This window comes from Sunxiuqinia dokdonensis (assembly GCF_001270965.1).
Lineage (GTDB): Bacteria > Bacteroidota > Bacteroidia > Bacteroidales > Prolixibacteraceae > Sunxiuqinia > Sunxiuqinia dokdonensis.
Genome location: NZ_LGIA01000014.1, coordinates 69,042 through 82,603 on the forward strand (window position 1 = coordinate 69,042; position 13,562 = coordinate 82,603).

Here is a 13,562-nt window from a genome sequence, read left to right on the forward strand (position 1 = left end):
TTTAAAAAGGAGATCAATCATGGAAAAAACAATAAATCTCACGCTTAAGGTTTGGCGTCAGAACGGTCCCAAAGAGAAAGGCCGTTTCGAAACCTACCAGGTATCCAATATTTCAACCGACAGCTCGTTCCTCGAAATGATGGACATTCTGAATGAGCAGCTGGTCGGCGAAAATAAAGAACCCATTGCTTTTGACCACGACTGCCGCGAAGGTATCTGTGGCATGTGTTCGCTCTACATCAATGGCCGCCCGCACGGACCTGACGAGGACATTACCACTTGCCAGTTGCACATGCGTAAGTTTAAGGATGGCGAAACCGTCACGATCGAACCTTGGCGCGCTGCAGCTTTCCCCATCATCAAAGACCTGATTGTGGATCGTACTGCTTTCGACAAGATTATTGCAGCCGGTGGATACGTATCGGTTAACACCGGTGGTGTGCCCGATGCCAATGCCATTCCCATTGCACGGCCTGCTGCCGAAGAAGCGATGGATGCGGCCGCCTGTATTGGCTGTGGCGCTTGCGTAGCGGCATGTAAAAACTCGTCGGCTATGCTGTTCGTTTCGGCCAAAGTGAGCCAGTTGGCCCTGTTGCCACAAGGCAAGGTTGAAGCGAAACGACGCGCCAAAGCCATGGTTTCGAAAATGGATGAGCTGGGCTTCGGCGGTTGTACCAACACGGGTGCCTGCGAAGTGGAATGCCCCAAAAGCATTTCCATCGCCCACATTTCGCGCCTGAACCGCGAATATTTGAAGTCGCGTTTATCAGAATAAGTAGGCAAAAAAATAAAATGAAAAGGCCCCGACAGTGATGTTGGGGCCTTTGTTATATGCTCAGGTTTTCGTCTAAAAATCTGTAAAATCCCACTTGCCACGAATTGCTCTTGTTCGCATGGCGTCCGCATATTGATCATTTTCGAACTTCTCCTTTTTAGGATCCCACTTTAATGGTCGTTGCAATTCGTAGGCAATATTGGCCAGGTTGCACATCGAAGCGGTGCGGTGCCCGGTCTCCACATCCGAAATGGGTCGCTGCCGCGTGCGGAGGGCTTTGATCCAATCCTGGTAATGGTTGTCGCTGTAGTACACGCGTTTGTCGGTTTCCTTCAGGTCGGCCTTGGCCAGTTTTTCGTTGGGGAAGGTGCGCAGAAAACCTCGGCTGATTTCAATTTTTCCTTCGGAACCAATAAACTGCACGGCATTGTTTTCGCCCCAGTTTACATGGTTCACCACTACCCCATTCGCATAAGTCATTTTTAAACCACGCTTGGCTGGCTCATCCGGCGGCGTAAATTCAACCGGCCCCGATTCATCCATGTCCAACCCCCACTGCACAATGTCGAACATGTGCGCCCCCCAGTCGGTGATCATGCCACCGCCAAAGTTGCGGTAGTTTCGCCAGTTGGGGTAGATGTCGCGTTCAATTGGGGGCGCCAGTTCCGAGTGAAAATCACGATACAGCGAAGGGCCAACCCATAAATCCCAATTCAGTCCATCAGGCGCTTTTTCAGACGGAAGGTTACACTGCACAACCGGATCGCCTACATGCACGTTAACTTCTCTAATTTCTCCAATATAACCGTTTCGTACCAATTCAACGGCATGCCGAAAGTCTCGCCACGAACGTTGCATGTTGCCAGTTTGAAAAATACGGTCGTACTTACGTGTGGCATCCACCATGGCTCGCCCCTCTGCAACAGTCAGTGCCATCGGCTTTTCGCAGTAAATATCTTTTCCGGCTTTGGCGGCATCCACGGCAATCTGGGCGTGCCAATGATCCGGCGTAGCAATCACCACCGCATCAACATCCGGATTGGCCAGTAGCTCGCGGTAGAACTCGTAAGTTTGAATCGATCCATTCGGGTGTGCTTTTTTCGCTTGTTGCATGAACAGGTCAAGCTTGGCCTGGTACACTTCGCAAGCGGCCACCGGAACGGCATCCTTGCAATTTTGGGTGAAGTAATTGAGCAAAATGCGCCCTTGTTTGCCGGTTCCAATGTAGCCGAGATTGATTCGGTCGTTGGCAGCCACAAAGCCTTTTCCTCCCATCACGTGACGCGGAATAATGGTTACAGCCGCGGCGCCGAGGGCTGCCTTTCCAAGGAAATTTCTTCGGTTTAATTTCTGATTCATTCGTTTAGTGTTTAGTTTGAAAAAATGATCAGCCCTAATATAGCTATTTTTTAGACAATTGGAGGTTTGCGTCAAGCACGTCTTTCAGGGATCAATTCATCATTGGGGTGGACTTAAAATGGAGATTGATAAGACCCACAAAAAAGCTGGCTGACTTTCCAAATGATATGATGCGTTGGCTTATCAGCCGGATTTTACTTTTTGTCTTGCCACAAAAAGTAAACAAAAAAGTCAAGGCTTATTTTTATCCGCAAGCTCCATCTTCCGAAAAGCTAAGTTCGGCGGGTGATTTCCTCCTCGCGTCGGAACTTCCCGCCTGCACTAAGCTTTTCGTTTGATTCCACTTTTGATAAAAATAGGCCGCTCCGAAACAACAACTGTCGTAGAACACTCATATTCTCGTGTCTTCTCCTTAGGTTCTTAAACCTGCGGAACCGAAAACTGACGGATTTCTTACAAGGCCTTCTGTTTTGCACTGCGACAGACTGATCTATTCTTTTATCCACTCTGATATTGAAGTGCGCGTCTTTCAGACTATGAACTGGTCGTGGCACAAGACGATAGCACCTTTCATGTCGTTTTTTGAGGACGGATTAGCCGGATGAAATTAATCTTCCCGGATTTGAAGCAGGTAGCGGGTTTTGAGTTTTGAAGCCCTGGTCTTGGGATTCAGAAATTTGAACGAGAGGCTGGTCATGCTGTTGTGCTGCAGGATGCGCACCGTGTCCAGGGGCACACCCATATCGATCAGCTCCTGAACGCCTTCCGGCCCGGTAAAGACCCAGTCGTTGGCCGGTGGGTTTACGCTTTTAAAGTCGTCTGGCGTGACCAGATACTGGCCATAGTTTTTTGAATAAAGAAAGACTTCCCAGTAACGGGCCTCTGGCATGAAGATATGGAGCTTCTCGTTGGCGCCGGCTTTCTGATTAAAAATAGTGCAGGCCCCAAAGGATGCTTGATATTTCTCGATTTCCGGTAGAATATGGATATTCAAACTAAACAGTAAGGCAGAAACGGCAAGTACCAGGTAGGCAATTTGCTTATCAAGGCCACTTTCCCAGCCTAGCACATAAATAAATCCTCCCAGCATTGCGGCAATGACCAGCCAAATCCAAACATCGGCCTGGGGAAATACGAATAGCAGAAATACACCTGACAGCGCAAAAAGGAGGATACCGATAACTACGTGAATGGAGCTCAAGATTTTCCGGAGATTCGAAAATTGAGGCAGATCATAAATCAACAATGCCCAACGGGCTGTTATGATCGAGATCAAGGGCAGAACCGGTAATTCATAGTGAGGATTCTTCGCCCTGGCAGTTGATAAAATAAGGAGGTACACCAATATTCCGCCCAGCGTATAAAATTCCGTATCGGTTGTGGATTGAAACTTTTGCCTGACTTTCTCTCTGATTTGCATAAAAATTCCGACAAAGCTAAACACAGCCCAGGGAGCGATCATATATAGGGTTGTATGGATATAAAAAACCGGATCGGTGTTCTTCCCTGCGTAGCTTCCATCTATCCGTCCGACATTGTTTGTCCAAAAGTAGAATTTAATGCCCTCCAGCCCGAACTGGTTGTACAGGCCCCATAAGGCGGGTGCAGTCATTAGCAGGACGATGGGAATAGCCAGCAGCCAGCGATAATTGAATATGGCCTGAAAGTTACGTGTGAAAAGTAGATGAAGTCCTACAGCTGACCCGATAATGACTATTGCAACAGGCCCTTTCGTTAACATCGCCAATCCAACCAACAGGGTTGCCAGGTAAAAATGGTAGTCTTTACGGGATTTCACCCATGCTGCATATTGCCAGATCGACAAGATGACGGGAACAACAAGTAGGGTATCGGTATGAATGTCATTGTGAAAATGCGCATACCCCAGGCAGGTAGCCCACATGAATGCCGATAGCGCGCCAACTTGCTCATCGTACAATAGTTTACCCAGTCGGAACGTGCCGTAAATTCCGATCAACGAGATGAGTAGAACGCCAAGCTTATAGGCAAACACAGAAATCCCGAATGATTTAAAAATCAAAGCGGCAATCCAAAACAATAAGGGGGGCTTTTGGTCATAAGGTTCGCCGCCAATGGTCATGTTGATCCAGTCCTGGTTATCCAGAATCTCCCGACCCACCTGGGCATACTTGGCCGCGTTAATCACAATGGGAATGAACAAACCGGCGAGGTTCACCAGCAGAAATAGAACAATACCAAAAAAGAGCCAGTGTTTGTGCTTCATACAAATTTTGGAATGATAAGATTAATCCGGAACTGAAATAACAAAAAGAATGATTTACCATTCAGAACGCCAAAAGTACAAATAACATTTTGGCAAGCTCTTTTTTTTTCCTTGTTGGGCCAGTTCAAAATCCCTAAACAGGCTGACTCGCTGAATTGAGCAGCTTGAAAAAGATACTTTGGAGCGTCATTATTTTCACTTTGGAGGAATTTCCCCGATCATTGCTCAACCACCGATTCATCTCAAAATAAACGATCAAAATCCTTTGGAAATAGCGGTTTTACTCATATTCCAAGTGTTTTACAACTATGTAAACAATCCTTTTTACGTGAAATTACCCATTGTTTTATAACATGGCTCAGGTGATATTTGATGATACAAGAAAAGCCACAAAAATGATCTCAAAAGAAGCTTCCAAATGGGGTTTAAGTGGCGAAGCTGTATCGCGTTGGAACAATTGAATTAAATACAATAGAGCTCTTCCACCAGGAATGTGGGAGGCAGGAAGCGAAGCTGTATTTAGACGAAATTTATTCCGTCGCTTTTCATAAATGAATCACCAACAATTTCTGTGTCTATGCATTCGAGCACCCGACCAACATGGCTTTGGAGCGGAATCATGATGCGGATAATTGTCACGGTCTCTCATACCAAAAAATATATATGCAACCAGCAAAGCGTGTGGCAGTCAATACAGGCATTCTCTATGCCAAAATGGGCATCACAGTCTTTATTTCACTTTACGCAACACGGCTGATCCTGGCAGCTTTGGGAGCCGAAGACTATGGGATATTCAATGTTGTGGGCGGTGCCATTGCCATGTTGACCTTTTTAAACATTGCCATGGCCTCCGCAAGCCAGCGCTTCATGTCCTATGCGCAAGGTGAAGGTGATGAACAAAAGCAGAAATACATATTTAATGTATCTGTCTCCCTGCACTTTCTGGTCGCAATTGCAGTCTTCCTTCTTCTTCAAGTTGCTGGATATTTTTTGTTTAATGGGATTCTGGAGATTCCTGAAGAGCGGATGGACGTTGCAAAATTGCTCTATCAGTTCATGCTGGTGAGTACTTTTTTCACCATCGTCTCAGTACCTTATGACGCCGTGATCAATGCCCATGAAAATATGCTACTGGTAGCCATTTTGGGGATTATCGAGTCGGTTTCGAAGCTGGCTATTGCTATCTATATTACGTACACAGCGTTTGACAAACTGTTGACCTTTGGTATTCTGATGGTTTCGCTGCCAATCCTGCTATTGGTGTTACGGAGTATTTATTGCCATCGGAAATACGAAGAAGTTGAACTGGCACCAAGGAAATACTATAACAGGCGTTTGTTTAAAGAGATGACAAGTTTTGCCAGCTGGAAATTATTGAGCAGTACCGCCAGCATCGTCGCCATGCAAGGAATCACAATTATTCTCAACTCATTTTTCGGGGTGATTGTCAATGCAGCGCAAGGGGTTGCCAATCAAGTATCAGGACAACTAATGGCATTCTCCAACACCATGTTAAAAGCCTTGAATCCGGTTATTGTAAAAAGTGAAGGAGAAAAGAACAGAACACAGATGCTTAAAGCATCAATGACGGGCAATAAAATCTCTTTTTTTTTGCTTTCATTTTTTGCCATCCCGGTTCTTATCGAAATGTCATTCATTCTAAATTTCTGGCTAAAAGATGTTCCTGACTTTGCGATTGTGTTTTGTCGATTGAGCTTAATCAATGCCGGGATCGATCAATTAACGGTAACTTTTTCCACAGCAATTGGTGCCACTGGGCGAATTAAAAAGGTGAGCTTTTGGAATTCCATGGTATATATTGCCCTTCTGCCAGCAAGTTATCTGGCTTTTAAACTAGGTGCTTCTCCCGAAGCTATCTATGTCAACTTGATTGGAATGACGGTTGTATTATCAATATTGAGAGTACTTTTTACTTATCATTTATGTGGATTGGAACTGGGCCAATTTACTTCGGATTTATTGGTACCCTGTTTGTCAACAACTTTGGCTACTGCTATCATAGCTTACACGCCTACATTTTTTCTTGATGCTGGCCTTGTCCGGTTAGTCGTTGTGGTTATTTTGAATGTTTTAACATTTTTAACCCTATTGTTCCTAATTGGACTAAAAGATGAAGAAAAAAAGCTTATTACATCCGTCTATCAGGCTGTTGTGACTAGGCTTCGAAACAAAAATTAAGTCGGTTTTTACTAACACACAACGATGAATTAGCCTGATGGCAGCTGACATTGTTGTTTATAAATAGACCTGCAATAATAAAATGATCGCATTGTATCATAAACTCACAGGGCTTCTTCAGCGGAATACCAGAAGTGCTCTGGCAGCCAGACAAGTTTTATATTCTTTTATCCTTCAAGGCCTTAGCATTGCTATCGGTCTACTTTATGTACCCTTATTGTTGGACTATTTAACCCAGGAGAAATATGGGATATGGCTTACACTAACTTCAATACTTGGCTGGTTTAGTTTCTTTGATATTGGATTAGGAAACGGACTTCGGAACAAATTGGCCGAGGCCCTGGCGACCGATAATTTGAAAATGGGCAGAAAATATGTGAGTACGACCTACGCACTTTTAATTGGTATTTTTAGTGCTGTTCTTGCATTGTTTCATATCAGCAATTTTTTTCTGAACTGGGATACGATTTTAAACACGAAAACCATTGCTCAAAGCGAACTATATATCCTGACATCCATTGTCTTTACTTTTTTTATACTTCGCTTTATCTTCCAGTTGGTTTCTATTGTTTATATGGCAGATCAGAAACCATCTATAACTAAACTAATCACAGCTTCAGGCAACCTGTTAGCATTTATATTGGTTCTGCTGCTGACCAGATTTACAGTGAGTGGCAGTTTAGTTCTGGTGGGTTCAATTATAAGCGTTATTCCAGTTCTATTGCTGATTGTGGTATCAGTTATCTCATTCAACGGTCGGTATAAGGCGCTTCGTCCTACGGTAAAGGAGGTCGACTTGAAGCTTAGTAGAGGATTAATGAACCTGGGGGCTAAGTTTTTCTTTTTACAAATTACAGCCATTATTGTATTCTCAACATCAAATATTTTTATCACCCAGTTTTATGGACCTGAGGAAGTTGTTGTTTTCAATATTGCTTTCAAATATTTTCAGCTTCCGGTCATGGTTTTTTCTATTGTGATGAGTCCCATATGGTCTGCGGTTACCGATGCTTACACGAAGTCCGACTTTCCCTGGCTAAAGAAAACCTTGAAAAATCTAAATTGGCTATCTCTTCTTTTTGCCGGCGGAATTATTTTGATGATTTTCCTGAGTAACTGGGCATATGAGATCTGGGTTGGCTCCCGGGTAAAAGTTCCTCTGGGTCTTTCCATTTCGCTTGGAATCTATGCTATTATGCAAATTGGCGTTGCTCCATATTCGAGCTTTATCAACGGCATTGGCAAGTTAAAACTGACCGTTTCGCTAACTTTTGTTGGAGTGGCCATCTATTTGATTTTGATCTATGTTTTTGGGAATTTATTCAACAACAGTACTGGAATTGTAATGGCCATTATTGGTTCGCATACCATTGGGGCAATTTTTCAGCCAACACAAACGTATAAAATACTGAACCGGACCGCCAAGGGTATTTGGAACCGTTAATAGTAAATAGTCTCATTGTTAGAGAAGGGAATAAGTCACTATTTACATAGGAGGAGATGGGTGATGTTGTCATTTCTCCATGTTGTGTGGGCCTAGCAAATTGATACTATCATTTATGGATGGAGTGAAGGCTCTTTTCGCTGGCTTGATATTAAGAAATAATAACCGCATATACAAATAAATTGCTGTGGAATGAAGCAAATTAGTTATCTCAAAAATTACTATACGGCCTATCTCAAAAGCTACCTGAAGAGCTATCTGAAACTGAATCAGAATGGAGAGCGATCGAGCCAATACCTCGATATCGGGATCTTAAATCCGACCATCGGAACATCCAATTTGGGAGACTATATCATTTACGAAAGTGTGTACAAAAACCTAAGGGAAACATACCCAAAAGACGTGTTCACGAATTTTCCGACCCAACTATACAATTCGTTTGATACGAAACATTTGATGAGTCAAAAAGATATCCTGTTTGTTGCCGGAACGAACCTACTGGCATCGAACCTGGAACGACGGTTGCAGTGGAAAATTAGTCAATCGCATAAACTCTTTCTAAAAAACAAAGTCGTCCTGTTTGGTTGTGGATGGTGGCAGTACCAGGATGAAATCAATCAATACAGCGCAAGAATCTATAAATCGATACTCAATTCAAACCTGATTCACGCAGCACGTGATAATTACACCGTCGAAAAGTTTCACTCCATTGGAATCAACAATGTCGTGAATGCATCTTGTCCAACTTTATGGAGATTGAGCCCTGAGGTTTGTAGTAAGATCCCCACTCAACGAAAAGATAGCGTTGTAACCACCCTGACATCTTACAATAAAAACAAAGCAGATGATTTAAAAATGCTTGAATTGCTCAGCAAGAATTATGAAACCGTTTTCTTGTGGATGCAGAGCTATGAAGATATTCAATACCTGAATGAGTTGACTCCGGGAATTCAAAACCTGACAATCATACCACCTACGCTTGAAGCCTATGACGCCTTGTTGGCTCAGAAAAGTATTGACTATATAGGCACCCGGCTTCATGCAGGAGTGCGTGCACTTCAAAATAACATCCGAACGCTAATCTTAGCCGTTGATAACCGGGCGATTGAAATTGGGGAAGATACCAATCTAAATGTTATTCGAAGAGAACAAGTTGAGGAAATCTCCTCGTTTATTGAGGGAGTCTACGTAACCAACATTAAACTGCCTCATGAAAATATCCAAGCTTTTAAAAACTCGCTTGCCAATTATAAGTTAGCCTGACCTTTGAAACACACCGACGCAATATAAAAATAATCAACCCTTTAGACCCTTTAAAACGATAAAAACTGTTGTTATGAACTATACAAATCTACTTACAATCTCGATGCCTGTGTACGAACGCAAGGATTATTTTAAAAACGCGCTCGAAAGTGCATTAAATCAGACCGTAAAGTGCAAAGTTATTGTCATAGACAACTGCTCTTCGCATGATTATTTTAAACAAATCTGCAAGGAGAAGGGAGTGACCTATTACCGAAACGACCGTAATATTGGTTTGGCTCCAAACTTTGCCCGAGGCTTCGAACTGGCCAAGACCAAGTATGTAATGAACCTTCAGGATGATGATCTGCTAGCTCCTGATTACGTTGAGGCCTTTGCCAATGCAGTGGAAAAGCATCCCGACCTCGATATCTTCTTTACGGATTTTAGCAGACTGACATCCAAAGGAAAGTTGCCCCACCATCATACCCTGCCCTTCGGCTATATGAAAAACGGAGATCGGGTGATTGAATATGGAATCAGATACAAATTAGGATTTCCCTATATCTCAAGTGCGATTAAAAGAAAAAATGTCAATGGGTTTGACAAATATGACGGCGGTGGAAGTTATGATTGGGCGTGGCTATATTCCAATGCCGATCAGTTTTCCTTTTATGGCGATCCGCGACAACTTTATTCTTTCAGGGAGCACGAGCTACAGCACACAAAGAAGAATGCGGTAAACTACAACCTATCGACACCATATATTTACGAAGCCATTCTGAAAGAAAAAGCAACCAACCCAGAGCTTAAAAAGCTTGCCGCAAAAAGGGCATTTTGGGAACTCATCCATTTAAAGTCAGTTGCAGACAAAGAAGCGATCGCAGGCTTTCTTGAGAAAGACAACATTTATAGTAAATACCTCAAGGACAAGTTGCAAAATGATTTGAAAATCAAAACCATCTTTTTCATTCCCAAAGCAAGTATCGACTTCTTTTATCGGTCGATGAAGAAAGTAGCTTTGCTATGAGATCTATTTGAAAATCCCTAGCGAGGGAAGGTCTACCATCAGAAGTTTTAATTAGAAAATGGTGCCATTATCTATAATCGAGAAAAGTTCGAAATGAAAGTTCTTTGGATAACAAATACACTTTTCCCAGCAGTTTGTGATGAATTGGGACTTCCCAGCCCTGTTGTTGGTGGCTGGATGTATTCAGCTGCAGAGTCCCTTATTAAAGTTGGAAAGAATATTGAACTGGGAGTGGCTTCTTTGTACGGAGGGAAAGAATTGCGGTCAGTCACCGTTAATAAGATAAACTATTTTTTAATTCCAAGGCAAGATAAAGGCCATATATATAGTACTAAGTTAGAAGCTTATTGGCAGCGCATTCACAGTCAATTTGCACCTGACGTGGTGCACATTCATGGATCTGAATACCCACACGGATTAGCATATATAAATGGATGTGGCAATAGAAATGTTGTCGTTTCTATACAGGGACTTGTTAGTGTTTATGAGCGGTACTATTATGGCAGCATTTCTGAAGTTGAGTTACATAAGAACATCACATTGCGAGATCGCCTTAGAGAAGATTCGATTTTTAAGCAGCGTAAAAGGATGCAAGAGAGGGGATCTTTTGAAAAAATGCTTCTCGGTAAAGTAGATCACGTAATTGGGCGAACTTCATGGGATGAAACACACGTTTGGGCTATTAACCCAAATGCGACTTATCATTTTTGCAATGAGACTTTGCGGAGTGAATTTTACAAGGGTGGGTGGCTGTATGAAGCTTGCGAAAAGCAGAGCATTTTCTTAAGCCAGGCTTACTATCCCATCAAAGGATTACACCAATTAATTAAGGCATTACCCTTTATCTTAAGAGATTGGCCAGATACAAAAGTATATTTAGCCGGTAACAACTTCATGGGAAATAAGTCGAGATGGAGAATGAACGGATTTGGCAAATATATAGATGGTTTGATGAAGAAAAACGAAGTGGAAGACAAGGTCGTTTTCACCGGTTCCTTGTCGGCAGAAGAGATGCGACAACGGTATTTGGATTCAAATGTATTTGTATGTCCTTCGTCCATAGAAAATAGTCCAAACTCGGTAGGAGAAGCCCAACTGCTGGGTGTTCCTTGTGTTGCCTCCTACGTAGGTGGAGTTGCAGATATGATTTTGGATAAAGAAACAGGCTTGCTCTATCGTTTTGAAGAGGTTGAAATGCTGGCGAAATCTATCTGCCAGATTTTTGGAGACCAAGAGTTAGCCAACAAGATTTCAAAGCAAGGAAAAATAGCAGCATCAGCTCGCCACTCACAAACAGTAAATTCTGAGAAGTTAAATTCAATTTATCAGGAAATATGCAAAAAATAGCAACGAACCTTTATAAGGCAATCCGAAGAATCTTGATAGCCATATTGATATTTATCAATAGAATGTCAACATGGATTGTATTGTTTTGCAATAATGTACAATTTCAGCGATTCCAAACCACCGGTGTGCCGTATGTTAGTGTAGCTAAGAGCGGAAGCTGTTCCATCGAATCCAATTTTCGGATGAACAATGGCAATTTGGGTAATCCGATTGGAAGGCCGCAGCGTTGCATTCTTTTTGTTGATCGGGGAGCAAGTTTATCGATTGGTAAAAATGTAGGAATTAGTTCAACTGCTATTGTTGCTCATCATCAAATCACGATCGGGAACAATGTTAAGCTAGGTGGAGGCGTATGTATTTATGATACCGATTTTCATTCGCTCGATCCAAAGTCAAGACAAAACGCATCAGAAGATAGCGCGCAGAAAATAAATAAACCTGTAAGTATTGGAAATAACGTTTTTATAGGAGCCCATTCAACAATTCTAAAGGGAGTGAGCATCGGTGACAATTCAATTATTGGCGCCTGCTCTGTGGTTACCAAGAATATTCCTGAAAATGAGATATGGGCGGGTAATCCGGCAAAATTTATAAAAAAACAATCGGCAGATGCTTAAAAAAACAATCGAAAAAATAGTTCCATTTACAATTTTGCCAATAGCTGTTTTCTCGGTGCAGTTGTATACTCCAGTGCCTGTTGGCAATACGGCGTTCTGGTGGCTGATTAACACCCTGATCCTATTCACTTACTTCTGGACGGTCAGGTATAGTTACATCTCTCCCGAAGACAGAAAAGCGATCCTTTTTTTAAAATTGTACTTAATATGGAATATTTTCAGCATTGCCCGGGGACTATTTGCTGCCGAAATCTATTGGGATTATAAAGGCTTGGTGAATATGGGGATGGCCTTACTGTTGGCATTCGTGGCATATATTTCCATCGACAAAGATCGGGTTCAATCAATTTTGGCTTCCTTTGTAAAATATCTGTTGCCATTTTCGATTTTGGCTTTCCCTTTATTCTTAGGTTCGTGGGGATGGATCTTCTTTCCAATCAGTTTACTCATGCTATTTTTACCAATCCTGCCGATCAGGGGAAAGATACTTGTTATTGTCGTTACAATCATCGCTGGTTTTATTGACTTGGGTACCAGAAGCCACGTCATAAAATACGGTATGCCGATCATTCTTCTCCTTGCTTTTTATACCACCCGTCACTTCTCCTTGTCTGCCAACCTATTGAAGATTGCTCAAAAAGTTCTGATGTTTATCCCATTCTTATTTTTTGTACTGGCTGTTTCCGGTGCTTTTGAAATTTTTAAAATGGATCAATATATTGAAGGCAACTATGTAGAGGAGAGAAAAAGCAGGGATGGAGAAGTTGTCGAGGAAAATCTAAAAGCAGACACGCGTACTTTTCTTTATGTTGAAGTTATACAGTCAGCACAGAAATATGATTATTGGTTGATTGGACGCACTCCTGCCAGGGGTAATGAAACCTTTCATTTTGCGACTGAAAGTGAAGAAATAACAGGTCGGCCCGAACGCATCAGGAATGAGGTCGGTGTTTTGAATGTCTTTACTTGGACCGGCATTGTTGGCGTAGTCTTATTCTTCCTGCTTTTTTATCAGGCATCTTTTCTTGCGGTCTACCGATCAAATAATATTTTCATAAAACTAGTAGGGCTTTTTGTCGCTTTTCGTTGGGTCTATTCCTGGGTGGAAGATTACCAGGGATTTGACATGAATAACTTTGTGATCTGGCTCATGATCGGCATGTGCTTTTCTTCGGCTTTCAGAAAAATGAATAATTCGGAAGTGAAATTATGGGCATGGGGCATTTTTGATAAAAACGTGAAGGAAAGATACCAACGACATTTGCAGAAAGAGGTGGCAAACCCCATTCCGTAACCATCAAAAT

At 42.4% G+C, this 13,562-nt stretch carries 10 protein-coding genes; 8 read left to right on the top strand and 2 right to left on the bottom strand.

Features of this window, described 5'->3' with window-relative positions; genetic code table 11:
• Positions 1–19: 19 nt before the first annotated feature.
• Positions 20–775 (top strand): succinate dehydrogenase/fumarate reductase iron-sulfur subunit, encoded by a 756-nt coding sequence (locus NC99_RS01415; protein ID WP_053179093.1) that lies wholly within the window; start codon positions 20–22, stop codon positions 773–775.
• Positions 776–847: 72 nt separating this feature from the next.
• Here NC99_RS01415 and NC99_RS01420 read toward each other — a convergent pair whose 3' ends face one another.
• Complete coding sequence (locus NC99_RS01420; protein ID WP_053179096.1) at positions 848–2,134, bottom strand: Gfo/Idh/MocA family protein; 1,287 nt, start codon at positions 2,132–2,134, stop codon at positions 848–850.
• 607 nt (positions 2,135–2,741) lie between these two features.
• A complete protein-coding gene (locus tag NC99_RS01430) occupies positions 2,742–4,379 on the bottom strand; it encodes an ArnT family glycosyltransferase (RefSeq protein ID WP_053179100.1) in 1,638 nt (545 codons plus the stop codon).
• A 663-nt stretch (positions 4,380–5,042) separates the two neighbouring features.
• Between NC99_RS01430 and NC99_RS01435 the strand changes: the two genes are divergently transcribed.
• From NC99_RS01435 to NC99_RS01465, 7 genes are all read left to right on the top strand, one after another.
• Positions 5,043–6,578 carry an MATE family efflux transporter gene (locus NC99_RS01435; protein ID WP_053179102.1) on the top strand — a complete coding sequence of 512 codons (1,536 nt, stop codon included), beginning with the start codon at positions 5,043–5,045 and terminating at the stop codon, positions 6,576–6,578.
• Positions 6,579–6,798: 220 nt separating this feature from the next.
• Positions 6,799–8,022, top strand: a complete 1,224-nt coding sequence (locus NC99_RS01440) for an MATE family efflux transporter (protein ID WP_157624342.1) — start codon at positions 6,799–6,801, stop codon at positions 8,020–8,022.
• A 192-nt stretch (positions 8,023–8,214) separates the two neighbouring features.
• Positions 8,215–9,285: a polysaccharide pyruvyl transferase family protein gene (locus tag NC99_RS01445; protein ID WP_053179106.1), complete on the top strand. Its 1,071-nt coding sequence runs from the start codon at positions 8,215–8,217 to the stop codon at positions 9,283–9,285.
• A gap of 73 nt (positions 9,286–9,358) precedes the next feature.
• Positions 9,359–10,294, top strand: a complete 936-nt coding sequence (locus NC99_RS01450; protein ID WP_082326246.1) for a glycosyltransferase family 2 protein — start codon at positions 9,359–9,361, stop codon at positions 10,292–10,294.
• A 93-nt stretch (positions 10,295–10,387) separates the two neighbouring features.
• Entirely contained in the window at positions 10,388–11,641 is a 1,254-nt protein-coding gene (locus NC99_RS01455) for a glycosyltransferase family 4 protein (protein WP_053179110.1), read from the top strand.
• Between the two features lie 62 nt (positions 11,642–11,703).
• Positions 11,704–12,258: a DapH/DapD/GlmU-related protein gene (locus NC99_RS01460; RefSeq protein ID WP_204374862.1), complete on the top strand. Its 555-nt coding sequence runs from the start codon at positions 11,704–11,706 to the stop codon at positions 12,256–12,258.
• Between the two features lie 349 nt (positions 12,259–12,607).
• Entirely contained in the window at positions 12,608–13,552 is a 945-nt protein-coding gene (locus tag NC99_RS01465; RefSeq protein WP_157624344.1) for a hypothetical protein, read from the top strand.
• The last annotated feature ends 10 nt before the right edge of the window (positions 13,553–13,562 follow it).